At 36.2% G+C, this 18960-nt stretch carries 10 protein-coding genes, 1 pseudogene and 1 riboswitch; of the genes and pseudogenes, 7 read left to right on the top strand and 4 right to left on the bottom strand.

The genetic code is table 11. From position 1 onward, the window contains the following. Window positions 1-4: 4 nt before the first annotated feature. From R2Q16_RS06460 to msrA, 4 genes are all read left to right on the top strand, one after another. Complete coding sequence (locus tag R2Q16_RS06460) at window positions 5-886, top strand: class I SAM-dependent methyltransferase (RefSeq protein WP_316735909.1); 882 nt, start codon at window positions 5-7, stop codon at window positions 884-886. 97 nt (window positions 887-983) lie between these two features. Further along, a complete protein-coding gene (locus R2Q16_RS06455; RefSeq protein WP_316735907.1) occupies window positions 984-2030 on the top strand; it encodes a hypothetical protein in 1047 nt (348 codons plus the stop codon). Between the two features lie 61 nt (window positions 2031-2091). Beyond that, window positions 2092-3501 (top strand): hypothetical protein, encoded by a 1410-nt coding sequence (locus R2Q16_RS06450; protein ID WP_316735905.1) that lies wholly within the window; start codon window positions 2092-2094, stop codon window positions 3499-3501. A gap of 81 nt (window positions 3502-3582) precedes the next feature. Next, window positions 3583-4134, top strand: coding sequence for a peptide-methionine (S)-S-oxide reductase MsrA (msrA, locus tag R2Q16_RS06445; protein ID WP_316735904.1), 552 nt, complete (start codon window positions 3583-3585; stop codon window positions 4132-4134). Here the strand turns inward: msrA and R2Q16_RS06440 are convergent. From R2Q16_RS06440 to R2Q16_RS06425, 4 genes are all read right to left on the bottom strand, one after another. Continuing rightward, window positions 4124-5212: an acyl-CoA dehydrogenase gene (locus R2Q16_RS06440; RefSeq protein ID WP_316735903.1), complete on the bottom strand. Its 1089-nt coding sequence runs from the start codon at window positions 5210-5212 to the stop codon at window positions 4124-4126. The genes msrA and R2Q16_RS06440 overlap by 11 nt on opposite strands. Continuing rightward, entirely contained in the window at window positions 5213-5836 is a 624-nt protein-coding gene (pnuC, locus tag R2Q16_RS06435) for a nicotinamide riboside transporter PnuC (RefSeq protein WP_316735902.1), read from the bottom strand. Between the two features lie 99 nt (window positions 5837-5935). Beyond that, window positions 5936-6074, bottom strand: a riboswitch (TPP riboswitch). 457 nt (window positions 6075-6531) lie between these two features. Beyond that, window positions 6532-9438, bottom strand: coding sequence for a DNA gyrase/topoisomerase IV subunit A (locus R2Q16_RS06430; RefSeq protein ID WP_316735901.1), 2907 nt, complete (start codon window positions 9436-9438; stop codon window positions 6532-6534). Window positions 9439-10023: 585 nt separating this feature from the next. Continuing rightward, window positions 10024-10518 carry a cytidine deaminase gene (locus R2Q16_RS06425; protein WP_316735900.1) on the bottom strand — a complete coding sequence of 165 codons (495 nt, stop codon included), beginning with the start codon at window positions 10516-10518 and terminating at the stop codon, window positions 10024-10026. A 147-nt stretch (window positions 10519-10665) separates the two neighbouring features. Between R2Q16_RS06425 and R2Q16_RS06420 the strand changes: the two genes are divergently transcribed. The 3 genes and pseudogenes from R2Q16_RS06420 (at window position 10666) to R2Q16_RS06410 (ending at window position 18958) form a co-directional block, all read left to right on the top strand. Continuing rightward, on the top strand, window positions 10666-15660 hold the full coding sequence (locus R2Q16_RS06420) for a translocation/assembly module TamB domain-containing protein (RefSeq protein ID WP_316735899.1): 4995 nt from the start codon (window positions 10666-10668) through the stop codon (window positions 15658-15660). Then, window positions 15644-17797 (top strand): annotated as a pseudogene (locus tag R2Q16_RS06415) (BamA/TamA family outer membrane protein); the annotation flags it as partial. The gene R2Q16_RS06420 and the pseudogene R2Q16_RS06415, both read left to right, overlap by 17 nt. A gap of 144 nt (window positions 17798-17941) precedes the next feature. After that, window positions 17942-18958: a YihY/virulence factor BrkB family protein gene (locus tag R2Q16_RS06410; RefSeq protein WP_316735896.1), complete on the top strand. Its 1017-nt coding sequence runs from the start codon at window positions 17942-17944 to the stop codon at window positions 18956-18958. The last annotated feature ends 2 nt before the right edge of the window (window positions 18959-18960 follow it).

Below are 18960 nucleotides of genomic sequence, written 5' to 3'. Positions count from 1 at the left end.
ACACATGATACAATTACTTGCCCCAACCCACTGGAAAGATTATGAACTGATTGATTGCGGGGATTTTGAAAAATTAGAGCGTTTTGGTACCGCAATTTTAATTCGTCCGGAACCACAGGCGGTTTGGAAAAAAACTTTATCTGAACAGGAATGGAAAAAAAGGGCGAATATAACTTTCCGAGGTCGTTCGGCAACTTCCGGAGAATGGGTTAAGAAAAATCAAAACATACCAGATAGATGGCATGTTGAATACAAAAATAATGAGGTTGCCATTAAACTTCGTTTAGGCTTAACCTCATTTAAACATGTTGGAGTTTTCCCTGAGCAAGCTGTAAATTGGGATTACATTTCATCATCAATCAAAAAATTTAAAACGCCTCAACCTAAAGTGTTAAATCTTTTTGCTTACACAGGTGCGGCATCTTTAATTGCAAATTCGGCTGGTGCAGAAACCACTCACGTAGATTCTATTAAGCAAGTGGTAACCTGGGCTAATGAAAATCAAGAACTTTCAGGCTTAAAAAACACCCGCTGGATGGTTGAAGATGCGCTAAAATTTGTGAAGAAAGAGCTTAAAAGAGGTAAAAAATATAATGGAATCATTTTAGATCCACCTGCTTATGGTCATGGACCAAATGGAGAGAAGTGGAAACTAGAAGATCATATACAGGAAATGATGCAGGATGTGGTACAACTTCTTGATGAAAAAGAGCATTTCTTAATCCTAAATACATATTCTCTTGGATTTTCTTCAGTAATTGTAGAGAACCTGATCAGAACATCGTTCCCATCAGTAAAGAATCTTGAAACTGGCGAATTATACTTGCAAGCTACAGAAGGCGTAAAATTACCACTTGGCGTTTTCGGTAAATTCTGCAATGTGTAAATGTTAATTATTTTATTTTGAACGCTCAACATTTCGTTATAATTTCATCCCAAACAGATTCGGAAAAACTGTCTAAAATTTAACCTAAAATATATCTATGAAATTTCCAAAATTAACCGGTACAATCGTACTGGGTTTTGCTGCAATAAGCTTATTTGCCAATTGCAATTCTGATGGCAAAGGCGGTGGCATTGGTAAAATATTATCTTCTGATACAACCAAGAAAAAAGCCGATTCAGTTGAAAACGTAATGAAACCGGTTGATCCGAAACTTTACGATTCATTAGTTAAAAAATTATCAATTACAGATACAAGTGGCAAATGGCCAGTAAAAAATCAACCTTACCCATTGGCCGGCGCAATTTTGCCTTTCAAAAGAATTGTGGTTTACTATGGCAATTTGCATTCAAAAAAAATGGGTGCCCTTGGCGAGTACGCGCCAAAAGAAATGTGGCAACGCTTAAATGCGGAGGTTAAACATTGGGAAAAAGCAGATCCTACAACTCCTGTGCAACCTGGTTTACATTACATTGCTGCAGTAGCAAGCGGAACACCGGGCAAAGATGGAAAGTATATCAATCGCATGGGAAACAAGCAGATTGATTCTGTTTTAAAAATCTCTAAAATGCAACCTAATACAATTGTGTTTTTAGATTTACAGGTAGCGTTAAGCACAATCAAAGCTGAATTGCCTCATATTGAGAAATACTTGGAATTGCCTTACGTACACCTAGGTATCGACCCTGAATTTTCTATGAAAGATGGTTCGTTACCAGGAAAGAAAATCGGCACATATGATGCTGCAGATATAAATTATGTTACTGGCTATTTAGCTGATATTGTTAAAAAGCATAACCTTCCTCCAAAGGTTTTTGTACTACATCGTTTTACGAAGAAAATGGTAACCAACTCGCAAAACATAAAACTTCGTCCGGAAGTACAGGTTGTTATGCACATGGATGGATGGGGCGAACCAGAATTGAAAAAAGGAACTTACAGACACTTTATTTTCTCAGAACCCGTTCAGTTTACGGGCTTTAAAATATTTTATAAGAATGATTTGAAAAAAGCTCCAAACAGGTTAATGACTCCAGAAGAGCTTTTAAAACTTAACCCAAAACCGATTTATATTCAATACCAGTAATATTAAAGCCTGCGCTTAAAACGCAGGCTTTTTATCTGTTAATCAAAATCTTAAACCTCTCATGAAAAACTTCTTATCTACCTTAATTATTGTAATTCTATTTACAGTAAATTGCTTTGCTCAAAAATTAAGTACACAATCTTCTTTAACAAAGGCTTTCGAGCAATCCATAAAAAAGGATAAACCTGTTATTCTAATTGTTTCAGTACCTAATGTGACAGCGCCACAAGTGCCCAATGGAACTAAAATAGACTTTAGCTCTGCATTTGATGATGATGAAATTGTTAAAAGAATTAATGAAAATTTTATAGTGTATAAAACTATTATGACAGATACTTCTATCAGAAATATTTTATCTAAGTCTGCAATTAATACTTTCCCTGCATATATTTTTCTTCGCAAAAATAAGGAGGTATTTTTTAAAGACTTTGGAAATTCTCCAATGAAAAGTAGATATACTTTAATGATAGACAATGCTTTAAACGCGTGGAAAGAAAAACCTGTTTCGGAAATTGAGCAAGAATACCTTGCAAATAAAAATGACGTTCAGTTGTTAAAGAAATTAATAGATGCCAGAAAAAAAATCGGTATAAACAACAATGCAGAATTAATAGAAGCTTATGTGCAGAATTTAAAAATTGGAGATTTCAATGATTACCAAACTGTTTTATATATCCTTGAAGCTGGTCCGCACACCGATAGTAATGCTTACAAATATGCTTTTACCAATAGAAAAATAATTGACAGTATTTATAAGAAAGAACCGATACAAAGACGCGTTAACTTTAATAATTTCATGATTAATAATACCATGAATGATGCTATTAAAGCTAAAAATATTGTAAAGGCTCAATCTGCAGCCAACTTTATTAGAAGCACCTGGAATAATGATTATTTAAAAGCTCAGAAAGGTTATGATACGCAAATGATGCGTTATTACCTTGCTGTAAAAGATACAACAAGGTATCTCCAAACGGCTACATATCATTATGACAACTATTACATGCGATTAAGTGCTGACAGCATTAGAAAAACAGAAGCTGCAGATCGTAAGGCAATGGAACAACGGGGAATACCTGGTGTTTCAAGTCAAAAAATCGTTTCCAAAGAGAAAATGGATAGCATTATGAAAGCAAGAGGTGCCACTGCGGTAACCCAATCCTTCATATCCGTTGGTCCGGTATCAAGTAATTATGCAAATGAACTAAATAATGCGGCATATAAGTTCTATGAAACTGGAACAAAAAACATTAATCATTTAACCAAAGCAATGATTTGGAGTAGACGTTCAATAGAACTTAATCCAATAAGCGGCTATTATGATACTTTGGCTCATATTTTATACAGATTAGAATATTATGAAGAAGCTGTAAAAAATCAACAAATAGCTATTGAGAAGTCAAAATCTGAAAACCATGACACAAGACATCTTCAGGAGGAATTGAAAAAGATGAAGTCGCGAAAAATTTAAATAAGATGCCTTACAACTAACTTGTAAGGCATTTTCATTTAACAAAGAAAACCATTTCTCACTGCATTGCGTTTATAGATTATGCAAACAGCAACATTTGGCGGAGGGTGCTTTTGGTGTACAGAAGCTGTATTTCAAGTTTTAAACGGTGTAGAGCGTGTAGTTTCGGGTTACATGGGGGGTACTTTGAAGCACCCAACTTATATGGAAATTTCTAATGGTGATACCGGACATGCCGAAGTTGTTCAGGTTGAGTTTGATGAAGATATAATTTCTTACAGCGAATTACTTTTGGTTTTTTTCAAATCGCATAAGCCAACCTCACTCAACAGACAAGGGAATGATATCGGCTCACAATACCGTTCTGTAATTTTTTATCATAATAATGTACAAAAACTACTTGCGGAAGAAATGATAGAAAAGTTATCAAATGAGCAGATCTATAAAAAGCCAATAATAACCGAACTGTCGCCAGTGTCAGATTTTTATGAGGCTGAAGATTATCATCAGGATTATTTTATTAAAAATGCAGGTAAGCCCTATTGCGCCTTTGTTATCCAACCGAAACTGGACAAATTGCTTGCAGAGTTTACACAACATGTAAAACCTCATTTAATTCACGCTAATCGATAAAAGTAAGAAGTGCGTGTTGACTAGCGGTATGAATATCTCTCCAAACCCGGTTAATTTCTGTTTCTGTTTTCGCGGCTTCCAAGCCTGCGTATGGGTATAATTTTCCAGTAACTTCCCAGCAAGTGTGCGCAAGTTTTCTACTTACTAAACTTAATTGTTTTAATAACTCATCTCCTATAGTTTTGCTACTTCCCAATTGGATCCAAGATTCATCAAAAGTTTTATAAAAACTGTTGCGAAGTAATTCCACATCATCCTTACATTTATTTAATTCTGATTTAAAGTGCGAAATCTGTGCTTCTGAATATCTTTTTAAGCCACTACGAGATAGAAAAGCTTCTTCAACTAAATCAATAAAATGCCTAGTCATTCCTAAAGTATTAACCACAAGCGTAGTTTCTGCAAGTTGTAGAAAAGGATAATCAAATCCATCATCTGCTACATTAATATTATTATTGATTTTAAAAGTTCGGTTGAGCGGCACCTGTAAATCCTTCACTTCAAAAGCATGACTGCCCGTTGCAACCAAACCAAAGTAAGACCAACCCGAAAGAATTTCAACCTCTTCTTTTTTCAGAATAAATGATAAAACTTTTGGATTTCCATCTTCATCTAAAATATCAGAACCATCAATATTTTTAATAAAGCAATTTGCGGTAAAGATTGTTGCATGTAAAGCTCCACTTGCATATTTCCAATGGCCATTGATTTGATAACCATTAGCTGTTTTTATTGCTATACCACCAATGGCCCCGCTACCGGCAAAACAAACACTTCTATCAGCGAAAATTTCTTGTGCCAATTCAGGGTTTAAAAAGCCTGCAAACCAAGCTGCCCCAGCACATAATGTAACCGTCCAACCCAAACTTCCATCGGCGTAGGCAAGCTGTTCTTCCAACTTTAATATTTCAGGAAGTTTTTTACCTGGGCCACCGTAAACTGCCGGAACAAATAATTTAAACCAATCTTCCTGGTAGGCAAGCTCCAAAATTTCAGGATGTAATTCGCCTAATTTTTCTGATTGAGCTGCAAAGGCTGCAACCGTTTTTTGCCAGTCTGTTGATGTTAATGTTTCCATTTATGCAGCGAATTTTAGTCTGTTTTTATTGATGATTTTTTTCCAATCGAGAAAGCCAAATATGGCGACAACGAACAGAAAAGTTGTTAAACAAGCCATCAACGGAAGTTTTTTATGAAACAACAATGGGATGGCAACAATATTGGAAATGTTCAGAAAAATCCAGTTTTCTATTTTCCTTTTGGCCAGAAGCCACATTCCAGCCCAGGCGGTTGCAGAAACAAAAGCATCTAAAATTGGCACATCAGAATCTGTATGATTTCGCAAAGCAAAATAGAATACAACAAAACCAATTGTAGATATTAAAACAGCGATGGTTAAATCTTTATTTGAACTCCAGGAAACTTGGTTTTCGCCATCTTCCTTCCGCTTTTTCCAGATAACCCAGCCATATACACTCATCACCAGATAGTATATGCTTAATAGCATTTCTGCATAAAGTTTTACGTTTAACAAGAGGAACATGGACAATAAAATTGAAATTATGCCTGTTGGATACAACCAGATGTTATTTTTCTTGGCTAGTAATACTTCTGAAACGCCGAAGCCAACTGCCAACCACTCAATTATTGAAGTGTTTGCTATCTGCTCTGCAAAAAGCTTAAACCAATCCTGAAAATTCATTTACAATAAATTGCTTTTTCGATTTTTGACAGTAGATGTGCCGACAAAAAATCTTTAAATAAATAAAATAATTGCAGACTGCTTTCAGGGGCGAAACAGTATTGTAAGTAACCTCTTCCCTACGTCGGCATTATCCGAATCAGGTGCATGATTTAAAAAACTCCAATAATCAAAATTCAATTCTCAAACATTTGAAAATTGTATAATATGATTTGGTTGTTTCAAATCAATGGGTGTAATCTCAGCCTTTTGCTCAGCAGCAGAAACTGCATATGCAAAAAGCACCCCTTTTGAGTAGGGCAAATATAGTCTTTAAATTGAAAGATTTATTTTTTTATTCGATTGAAGTATAATAGAGAAACGGCTTTCATGTTCTGATTAACAAAAGGCTTAACTGGTATCGAAGCATTTGCGGTATAGAGTCGGATTCGGATAGACGATATGTCGCTATAAGGTCGCTAAAAGGTCGCTATAACCTCGCTGTAAGGTTAATCCAAACTTATGAAAGAAATTCTAAATGATGCCTCGAGCAGGCTGAAGATTGAAGCTTAATGAAGATAAGGAAATTTTGCGGAATTAAACTGTAATTTTTATTTATCCTCAATATATTATTTCTACAAAAGCTTAATTGATTGTAAATTAAAGTGGAGCAATAATGCTTGTAAAATTGCTCCACTATTAAATAATATATCTTTTTAAAACAAACCTAGCTGACCTTTATCGTCAATATCGATATCATCCGGATTGGTAATTTCGAAATCCACTTTTTTTGTAGGTTTAGCTTCTTCTTTTGGTTTTTCTTCTGGTGTTGGCACTTCCTTTTTAGCTGGTTCGGGTTTAAGAACTGGTTTTTCAGCTGCTATTGGTTTTACCTCTACAATAGGCTTTTCTTCGCTCTTGGGCGTTTCTGCAACGGGTTCCTTTTCTTCCTTCACTACAGGTTTGCTTTCAAATTTCGGCTTTGACTGCTCAACCACTGGTTTTTCTACAACCTCATCTACAACTGCATCAGATTCTTCAACTACAACTTCTTCAACAACTTCAGACGAATCTGTTTCTCCATCATTATTTTCAGGTTCCTCATCCTCATTTTCCTCAACTTCAATAACAGGTTCATCCAAAACAACTTTCTGAACATCATGCGGCGATAAACGATTTCCATTTGCTTTCAAACCTTTAATATCGATTAATTCAGCCAGCAATAAATCTAAAGTTTCCGGAATCTGGGTTTTGCCTTTTAAAACATCAACCACAATTTTTGCCAATGGATTTGAAGTTAAAAACAGTAACCTAGATTTTGGCTCTTCGCTAATGAATGGCACTTTTTTACCAACAGACTGTAACTCAAAAACGAAACGTTTTACGAAATAGTTTTGTGCTTTACCATCGAAATGTATGGCTGCGAAAACAGTATCGGGTTCAAACTTTTCAATTAAAATTAAATCATCATCAAAGTGATTGCTTAATTCGAAAGAACTCAGCTCATATGAACCATCTTTATGAACTTGTAAAATTCTATCATCGCCATCAAATTCGCCCAAATACTTACCTCTGCCATCAACATTTAATCGTTTCAGTAAATCATCATACCAAATTTTTAATCCTGATAAGGTAGAAACACCTTTGCTTTTAAGGATGATTTTCTTAACCGGATATTTCGAAATGATGTTTCCCTGAGAGCCACGACCTTTAATTGCAACTTCGGCAAAATCCTGGTCGAACTGCAGTTTACGCAACTTTGAATGCGGCTTTAAAGCAACATTAATTACTTCAGCTTCGCCATTTGGATTGGCCGTAAAATATATAACCTTCGAGCCTTTGGTGCCCTTTGTTAAATCGTATTCCTTGTCGCGGGTTACGCCCACAACCGAAAAACGTTTTATGTAAGATGTTCCACTCGAACCATCTTTATAAATCATATTGTAAACTGTACGCTCATCGTTTTTCTTAAACACCTGAGCGTGGATTATGCCCTTACCCACAAAAGTTTTATCGGCCACTTTTGTAATGATGCATTTTCCATCCTCACGGAAAACAATAATTTCATCAATATCAGAGCAATCGGCAACAAATTCATCCTTACGTAAACCCGAACCTATGAAGCCATCTTCACGGTTCATATATAATTTAATGTTGGCAAGTGCAACTTTTGCTGCCTCTACCCTATCAAATAAACGGATTTCGGTTTTACGTTCTCTGCCTTTGCCATATTTATCTTTAAGTTTCTGAAACCAGGCAATTGCATAATCCGTAAGATGTTTTAAATGGTTTTTCACCACCTTAATTTCATCTTCCAGATTTTTCATCTGTTCATCGGCCTTTTTAACATCAAACCTGGTGATGCTACTCATCGGCTTATCAATCAGTTTCTTGAAATCCTCTGGTAAAATTTCGCGATAAAGCGATGGCTTAAATGGGTCGAACAATAAATGTAAAACCTCCACAACTGTGTCAAAATTTGCAGAGTTTTCATATTCAGGATTTTTATACATGCCTTCCTGAATAAATATTTTTAACAAGGAACTGAAGAAAATCTTCTCTTGCAACTCGTGCAAACGAATTTCCAGTTCTTGCTTAAGTAAGCTTTTTGTATGTTTTGTATTTTCAATTAAGATATCGTTCACACTCATAAAGTGTGGCTTATCATTGTTGATGATACAAGTATTTGGTGAAATAGATACCTCGCAAGCGGTAAAAGCATAGAGTGCATCGATAGTTACATCGGGCGAAATTCCGGGCGCTAAATGCACTACAATTTCAACATTTGCCGCGGTATTATCTTCAATCTTTTTAATTTTAATCTTACCCTTGTCATTGGCAGATAAAATACTATCGATAACCGAACCAGTTGTGGTACTAAACGGAACTTCGGTAATAACTAAGGTTTTCTTGTCCTTCTCTGTAATTTTTGCACGAACACGAATTTTACCACCACGCTGGCCTTCGTTATAATTCGAAAAATCGGCCATTCCGCCTGTAAAAAAATCAGGAAAAATATTCGGGCGAACACCCTTTAACGATTCAATTGAAGCATCAATTAATTCGATAAAATTGTGTGGCATAACCTTGGTAGCCAAACCAACAGCAATCCCTTCTGCACCTTGAGCAAGTAATAAAGGGAATTTTACGGGTAAAGTTATCGGCTCGTTATTACGTCCATCATAACTTAACTGCCATTCTGTAGTATCGGGATTAAAAACAACTTCGTTCGCAAATTTCGATAGTCGGGCTTCGATGTAACGAGGAGCGGCAGCGCTATCGCCGGTTACCGGGTCGCCCCAGTTTCCCTGCATATCAATCAGTAAATCTTTCTGTCCAATTTGTACCATTGCATCGCCAATAGATGCATCGCCATGTGGGTGGTATTTCATGGTATTTCCAATCACGTTGGCTGCTTTATTGAAACGTCCATCGTCCATTTCCTTTAGCGAGTGCATAATGCGTCGCTGTACAGGCTTTAAACCATCGTTAATGTGTGGAACGGCCCTATCCAGAATTACATAAGATGCGTAATCAAGAAACCAATTTTCGTACAAACCGTTAATTGGCGTTATGGTATGTTTATGTTCTTCGTTTAATTTAGGGTCTAATTCTTCACTCATTTATTTACAGAAATTGGCAGCCGTAAATATAATAAAAAGGATAACACGGTTAAATATTGGTTATTCACAATCGAAAGTCAGGTTTGGTCTTTTTGTTGAAAAGCAATTAAAGTAGTGCTTCGGTTATTTTGTTCCCGCTTTCCGTTACAATCTTTTTGCTAAACTTACGAAGTTCTTTCCCGATGATTCTATGAAACTTCGTAAGTTTTCAAGCAAAAAGGATTTTCACTTCAATCGGGTTTAATTACAAAAGGAAGTGCTTGTGGCTAAAAAACCACCCCTTGCCCCTCCTTGAAAATAAGGAGGGGAGTTGGACTGTGATAATATTTTTTACTTGTGGTAATTTGAACGGCTTTGGGTTTACAGCAATCACCCCATAAAAGGAAATAAAATCCTGCTATAGCAGAAACTACTTCCCTCCTAATTTAGTAGGGGCGAGGGGTTGGTTAAACCCACCCAAAAGCATTAAACATAATTATTAAACCTGATATTAGCGTAAAGCCTACAGCGAAGCATGAGCGAGGACTTGCAGCGTTAGCGGGACTACAGTTACCGAAAAGCTGCAGAACCATACATTTCCAAAAACTAAGCTTTCGAACTCAATCTATCCTCCACAAAACCGAAAGGCAGTAAATCTTTAACGCTGTGCACTTTTAAAACCTCACCGTTTAGGCAATAAAAAATCACGGAAATTGGCGATTTTTGCTTTCTTTCAAATTCGGCCATTACCTGCAAGCAACCGCCGCAAGAAGTTACTGGTTTTATGATTTCAAAAGCATCGGTTTGGGCAGTAATGGCCATGCTTTCGATTATAGCATCAGGATAAGTTGAGCCAATTGAAAAAAGTGCGACACGCTCTGCACACAAACCTGATGGATAAGCCAAGTTTTCTTGATTGCTACCTTGAACAATTTTACCATCGGCTAAACGTATGGCAGTACCTACTTTAAATTTAGAATATGGCGAATAGGAAGTTTTTAATGCTTGCTCAGATAGTGCGCAAAGTTCCTGGTCGTTTTTAGTTAATTCCTCAACGCCAGCGTATTGCTCAAAAGTTATATTAAGATTTATCGATTTCATTTTTAATCGTTTACAAAACCGCTGTGTTAAATTTTTACAACGGGCGAACAATTTAGGGTATTTTTTGTATTAATTATAAAATGTGCGTTGAAATTAATTTTTCATGGCACGTTTTTGGCATTTCACAAACACCAAACATTCTCCGCTTTGAATAAATACGTACGTAAAAGTCTCAAAATATTATTATGGATTATCGCATCGGTTATAATTTTGGTGGTTGCTTTGGCCCTATCCTTAAACATTCCGGCGGTACAAAATTTTGTAAAAGATAAAGCCATAAACTACCTTAAAGGCAAAACTAAAACAGAGGTAAGGCTTGAAAGCATTAAAATAGCCTTACCGAAAGATGTTGTTTTAAATAAATTTTATATTGAAGATTTAAACAAAGACACGCTTCTTTATGCAGAAAGATTAGCCGTTGATATTAGCCTTTTTAAACTTTTAAAAAACACAGTTGAGGTTAACAATATTGAACTAAAAAATATACGGGCCAACGTTAAAAGGATAAGTCCGGATACTACTTTTAACTTTTCTTTTTTGGTGGATGCCTTTATGAGCGACCAGAAAAAACCCGAAGAAAAGGTTGATAAGGATACGACCTCTGCCTTAAAGTTTTCTGTTGATAAGGTGTCTTTCGAGGATATTGGCTTAACATATCGAGATGATGTTGCCGGAAATGATGTTAAACTTTATTTGGGTGCTTTTAAAACTAAACTGAAAACATTTGATTTAGAAAACCAGCACTACGTAATTAAAGATTTAACACTTAACAATACTTCCCTCAAATACTTACAGCAAAAACCACTAGTAAAATTAGTTCAGCACATTACCAACACGGTAGATAGTGCCGAAAAAGAGCAAGGAAAACTTCCCCTAATTGAAGTAGAAAACTTCGCTTTCTCGAATGTAAAAGTAAATTATGACGACCAAATTTCGACAACAAAGGCAATTGCTGATGTTAATGATTTAGGTTTGGTGAATCTGAAAGTTGATTTAACGAACAGCAAATATTCTGTTGATGATGCGAGATTGAATAAATCGAATATCATTTTCGCGTTTAAGCCTGCGCCAAGTAATGATTTGAAGAAAGTTAAAGATACTGTTGTTCCTGAAAAATCGCCTCTGGGTTTGATTATCAAAAATATCAGCCTTGCAGAAAACAACCTGCAATTCGACAATCTGGGCGCAAAACCTGCTGCAAAAGGCATGGATTTTAACCACCTAAAAATTACAGGTCTGGCATTTGGCGCAAGCGATGTAAATTACAGCGCCGATGGAATAACTGCTAATGTTAAAAATGGTTCATTAAAAGAAAAAAGCGGTTTTGCCTTAAACGAGTTGAAAGGAAACGCAATCTACAACGATAAACAAATTAAGCTGAGTAATTTCGTTTTAAAAACACCTAATACAAATATCGAAAATGCGACAGAGTTGAATTTTACTTCAATGGATGATTTAACCAAACATCCTGAAAAGGTTAAATTGAACCTAGCATTTAAAAATACAACCATTGGTTTAAAAGATGCAGGATATTTTAGTGATGCAATTCCAGCCAATTATCGCAATGAAAAGATAAAACTGAATGCCGAAGTTAATGGCTATTTAAACAATCTGAATATTCCAAGGTTGCAAATCAATGGATTAAGAAACACTCAAATCGACATTAGCGGAACGGCTAAAGGTTTACCAGACATTAACAAAACCTTTCTCGATTTAAACATTAAAAAACTTTACGTTACTAAAAGCGACATCTTGGTTGCAGTTCCGAAAAAATCACTCCCACCTTCAATAGAATTGCCTAACGTGATTAACGCAAAAGGAAATTTTAAGGGCTCGATGACGGATTTCAACACCAATATGAATATCCAGACGGATATGGGTGGCGCAGTTTTGGTTGCCGGAATGAAAGGACCAAAAGGCCGCGAAAGTTATAAGGCAGATGTTAGTTTAAATAATTTTAATGTTGGTCGGTTACTTAAAATGCAGCCAAAACTTGGTCGCGTTTCAGTTAAAGCGAATGTTGCCGGAGCAGGTTTAGACCCGAAGAAAATTAATGCAAAATTTAATGCCCGTGTTTTAAGTGCTTACTACAATAAATATACCTACAGAAACCTGAATTTATCGGGTACTTATGCCAACCAAAATGTAGCCATAAAAAGCAATATGCCCGATAGTAATGCCAATTTCGCATTGGATGCAAAAGTTAGTTTAGCTGGCAAATATCCATCAGTAAAGGCTGATTTGAATTTAAAGCAAGTTAATTTACAAGCACTGAATTTTAGTCCGACTGTTTTGAGTGCTGCTGGTTTGGTTAAAGTAGATTTAGCAACTGCCGATGCAGATTATTTGAACGGAACGGTTGATATTACTGGTTTACAAGTTGTAAAAGATGCGCAAAGAATCGCTGTTGATACGATATCTGTTAAAGCAAAATCTACCGCCACAGAAAATGAATTAACCTTAAAATCAGAAATCCTATCGGCAAAAGTTGATGGTAAATATCAATTAACAAAAATTGGTAGCGCTTTCATCAACGAAATAAATAAATATTATGCTTTTGGTGAGGTTACGAAAATTCCAGACCAACGCATGCGTTTCTTTGTTCAGGTATATGATTCTAAATTGCTCAAACAATTCGTACCAGAGTTAACGGTATTTAAATCCTCTCAATTTTATGGATTGATTGATACGCAAAAAGATAGTTTGCAAATCAAAGGTAATTTCCCACAAATTGTTTACGGCGATTTTAAAGTTGACACGACTGTTTTAAACATCAACAATGATAATAATAAACTCGACTATGGCTTAACCGTAAAGCATTTACAGAGTCCTTCAATTGCATTATTTAATACCGAAATTAGTGGCGATGCAGCAAACAACATTCTAGGTGTAAATATTTTTCTTCGCGATAGGCAACTTAAAAATAAGTACGTAATTGGTGGTAATTTCCAATCGATAAACAAAGACTTTAAGTTTAGCTTAGACCCTGAAAAGCTGTTGCTCGATTACGAAAAGTGGGTCGTTTCACAAGACAACTATATTCAGTTTGGTGCATCAGGAATATTAGTTAACCAGTTTCAGATTAGCAACAGCGGACAGTCGTTAGCTATTAACAGTAACCCAACACAACCAAATGCACCACTAACGGTAGAGTTTAAAGATTTCCAACTGGAAACCTTAACCAAGTTTGCTGAAACCGATACCACTTTAGTTGGTGGTAGATTGAACGGAACTGCAAATGTTAAAGATTTAGCCAGTACACCAAAGTTTGAAGCAAACCTTACCATTGATCAGCTGCGCTACCAAAAAGACCAACTTGGCACTTTACGTGTTGCGGTAAACAATAACACAGAAAATGCTTTCGAGGTAAATGTTGCGTTAACCGGCGTGCACGATTTAAGGGTGAATGGTTTCTATTACACCGCACCACAGAGCGCACTGGATTTAACGGTTAACATCGATAAAATCGAGATGAAAAATATTGAGAGTTTATCTCAAGGTCAGCTGAAAAATGGAACGGGAACTTTAACGGGCGCACTGACTGTAAAAGGCGCTTTAACTGCTCCAAGAATTTTGGGTGATTTGACTTTCAATAATGCCGGAATTAACGTTGCTTATGTAAATTCTTACTTCCGCATGCCGAACGAAAAAATATCGTTTACCAATGAAGGCATCAGTTTTAATAATTTCACTTTGATTGATTCTTTAAATCAAAAAGCAACCATCAATGGGAAAGTTTACACCACTGATTTTAAAAACTATCGCTTCGGTTTAGATATCAACATGAATAATTTCAGGGCAATAAATTCTACCGCAGCTGATAATGAGATGATTTATGGAACGGTATTTTTAACGAGTAATATTAAAGTTCGTGGCGATTTAAATCAACCTGATGTAAACATGTCGGTAAATGTAAACAAGGGAACAAAGTTTTTCTTTGCACTACCAGCGAATGACCCTTCGATTATCGACCAGGAAGGAATTGTTCAGTTTATTGATGCAGATGCACCACCATTTAACGGACAAAGGGCTTTAAAGGTAGATAGCATTAGCAAATCGCCAGTAAAAGGGATGAATTTGGTTGCCAATATTACAGTTGACCCTGAAGCGGAGCTGAATGTGGTTGTAGACCCATCAAATGGTGACGCTTTAAACGTAAAAGGAGATGCGAACCTAAACGCAACCATCGACCCAAGTGGTAAAATTAGCTTAACTGGTCGCTATGAAATTGTTGATGGTTCTTATAACTTATCGGTTGGTCCATTGGGTAAAAAAGAATTCAGACTAGTAAAAGGAAGTACAATTATATGGACTGGCGAACCAACAACCGCCAATGTAAATTTAAGTGCCATGTATGAAGTACTGGCTGCTCCTATCGATTTATTAAATCAACCAGATAATTACCTGGCTAAAAACAAATTGCCTTTCCAGGTATATTTAATGATGAAAGGTGAACTACTGAAACCGATTATTTCATTCAAATTAGATTTACCAGCCAACCAAGGTGGTGCAATAGATGGCGACATCAGGGCTAAACTAAATAATGTTAATCGCGATGAAAGCGAGTTAAACAAGCAAGTTTTTGCTTTACTGGCGTTAAACAGATTTATCGCCAGTAATCCATTCCAAAGTTTAGCCGGTGGTGGTGGCGGCGTTTCTACCCTCGCCCGTTCAAGCGTAAGTAAATTATTGACCGAGCAGTTGAATAATTTAACTTCTGATTTAATTCAAGGTGTAGACTTAAACTTTGGCGTGAATTCGTCAGAAGATTATTCTTCAGGTTCATTACAGCAAAAAACTGATCTGGAAGTTGGCTTATCTAAAAAACTATTAAATGATAGATTAACGGTTTCGGTAGGAAGTTCATTTGCACTTGAAGGGCCGCAGGCACCGGGAGAAAAATCGACTGATATTGCCGGAAACGTTAATGTAGAATATGCGTTATCGGCCGATGGAAGATACAGACTAAGGGCATACCGAAGAAACCAGAATGATGTAATTGTACAAGGCCAGATTATAGAAACCGGATTAGGTTTTACCCTGGTAGTTGATTACAATAAATTCAGAGAAATATTTCAGAAGAAAAGAGTAAGAAGAACAAGAAACATTGAACAGAAAGCACAAGATGAGAAAACTAACTAGACCGATTTTATTTATACTGGCCTGTTTAGTTTATGCGGGTTGTAGTAGCACAAAATCTTTAAAACCAGGACAGGCCTTGTACACCGGGGCTGAAGTAAAAATTAATCCGGATTCTGCCGGGAGAATTGAAGATGAAAAACAAGTTAAAGCTGATTTAGAAAGCAAAACTCGTCCACGCCCTAACAAATCTTTATTGGGTATTAAGTTTAAACTGGCCATTTATAATCTTGCTGGCGAACCTAAAAAACCTAAAGGATTTAGAAACTGGTTGAGAAGACAAGGCGAACCTCCTGTGCTTTTAAGTGAAGTAAAATTAAAGTACAATAATGATGTTTTAACCAGCTATTTAATTAGTGAGGGTTATTTACAAGCAGTTGTTACTGGAGATACCGTTGTAAAAGATAAAAAAGCAAAAGCCATTTACACCGCAAATACCGGCGATAGATACAAAATCAATACCATAACTTTCCCACCTGATTCTGGCGTTTTAACAAAAATCATCAACCAAAATAAAGATAAAACCCTTTTAAAAACCGGCGATTATTATGATTTGGATGTTTACAAAAATGAACGTGTGAGAATTGATAACGACTTAAAGGAAAATGGCTATTTCTATTTCAGTCCGGATTACCTGATTATGCAAGTGGATAGCACGATTGGTAAAAGTCTGGTAAACATCACCGTTAAGGTAAAAGACATTGCTCCAGATGCAGGTTTAAAGCCATATACCATCAAAAATATCAATATCTATCCGAGTTATTCGTTAAGAAGAGATTCATCACTTAGGAAACTGCAACCGCTACAATATCACGATTTCAACATCTATGATGATAGAAATACTTTCAAACCCAGATTATTTGATCGCTTAGTTTTCTTTCAAAAAGGCGAATTGTATAACCGTAAAGATCATAACCAATCTTTAAACAGAATGGTTAACATAAATGCCTTTCAAGATGTTAGGGCAGAGTTTTTACCGGTAGACAGTTTTAAAAACAATCAGCTGGATTTAAATATTTACTTAACTCCATTGAAGAAAAATTCGTTAACCTTCTCCGTTACCGGAACGAGTAAATCGAATAACTTTGTTGGTTCTGAAGTTAAGGTTACGCAAACCACCAGAAATCTATTTAGAGGTGCAGAACAATTGGATGTAAGTGTAAGTGGTGGTTTTGAAACGCAAACCAGAGGAACTTCACTTGGTCGAAATTCACTTTCACTTACAGCTGAAGGTAAATTAACCTTTCCGAGATTTATCGTTCCCTTTTATAAACCGAACAGTACAACGGCATTTATCCCGAAAACAATTGCATCGCTTTCATACCAAATGCTAAGTCGTGGTTCTGAATATACCTTAAGGGCATATAAAGGTCAGTTTGGTTACAATTTTAAGGAGAATCAATATAAAGAACATAATTTGAATCCGATATCATTGAGCTACATTTCTACATCATTTCCATCTGATGATACCAGGGACAGTTTGTATGATTCAAATCCACTATTAAAAGCTACCCTAGAAAATCAGTTTATTATTGGTAGTAATTACAATTTCACCTATACCAACCAAATGGAAACCAACAGAAGAAATAACACTTATTTCTTTGGCGGTATAGAAACCGGGGGTAATGTTTGGGGTTTATTTACGCCTAAAAATGATTTAGGCCAAAGAACTCTTTTTAACACAGCGCTCACTCAATTTGTTCGTTTAGAAGCTGATTTAAGAGACTATTATAAAATCACCAGAAATATAACCTGGGCAAACCGTTTAAACGTTGGTTATGGTTATGCTTATGGCAACAGTACTTCCCTCCCATTCGTTAGGCAGTTTTTTGCTGGCGGAAGTAACGATATTCGAGCATTTCCAGCCAGAACATTAGGCCCTGGAACGTTTAAAGTTGACGATAATGCACTTTTTGCAGATCAAGGTGGTGACGTTAAGTTAATGTTGAATTCAGAGTTACGCTTTAAACTTATCAGCGTTTTATACGGTGCATTATTTGTCGATGCAGGAAACGTTTGGTTGCGCAAGGAAGACCCCTTAAGACCTGGTTCGGAGTTTAAGCTAAAAAATACATTAAACGAATTAGCTGTTGGTACAGGTGCAGGTTTACGTGTTGATGCAACTATTTTTGTGGTTCGTTTAGATGTTGCATTTCCGGTTCGCAAACCTTATTTACCTGAAGGACAAAGATGGGTATTTGACGATATCTCCTTCGGAAATAAAGATTGGCGCAGACAAAACTTAATTTTTAACATCGGTATAGGTTACCCATTTTAATCAATTATGAAATTACTGACTAAGATTAAAAACTTCTTTGTTGCCTTATATCATTTACTCGTTGCAGCAGGAAAGGGTTTTGCAGAAGATAGAGTGATGAAGTTAAGTGCTGCACTGGCTTATTATACCATATTTTCGCTTACACCGCTCATTATCATCATTCTTGCATCAGCCACATTATTTTTTGGTGAAGCGATGAAAACCCGTGATAAGTTTTTCAACGAGATAACCGACCTGGTTGGGCCAGAAGCGGCAACTCAAATACAAGGTTTTGTAGAAAATGCCAACAAGTCAGGACAATCAACCATTGGTTTAATTATCGGTATTGGAACCTTAATTATCGGTGCTACCGTAATTTTTATCGAAATACAAGATAGTATAAACCTAATTTGGAAGGTAAAAGCTATGCCCAAAAAAGGCTGGCTAAAAATGCTTACGAACAGGTTACTTTCTTTCTCACTGATTGTTTCGATGGGTTTTCTATTGCTGGTCTCGTTGGTGATAAATAGCTTAGTTGTTGGTTTGGGAGATAAATTGGTTTCATTAATTTCACAAAGTGATATTGACGAAGTAATTCCGGTAGCGAATGATACGATGGCATTACTGATTTACATTTTAAACAACGTTTTAACTTTGGCCGCTGTAACTGCAGTTTTCACCATAATATTTAAAGTATTGCCCGATGTAAACATAAAGTGGAAATCGGCCATAATTGGTGCGCTATTTACAGCCTTACTTTTTAGTTTGGGTAAATACTTAATCGGAATTTATATTGAAAAAGGAACAACAGTTTCTGCTTTTGGAGCTGCAGGTTCAATAATTGTAATCTTACTTTGGATTTATTACACCTCGGTTATTTTGTATTTCGGTGCTGAATTTACACAAGCTTATGCCGAAAAATATGATGGCGGCATTGCACCAAGTAAATACGCGGTTTTTACTAAAATCACCATTGTAGAAAAAAATGTGGATGTGCTACCACCGCAACATCCGGAAGATACGGTTGATGCACCCAAAGGTTAAAT

Origin of the sequence: Pedobacter aquatilis (assembly GCF_032678425.1) — a bacterium.
Lineage (GTDB): Bacteria > Bacteroidota > Bacteroidia > Sphingobacteriales > Sphingobacteriaceae > Pedobacter > Pedobacter aquatilis_B.
The sequence above is the reverse complement of the archived record's forward strand: the minus strand, read 5'-3'. Positions and strand labels throughout refer to the sequence as shown.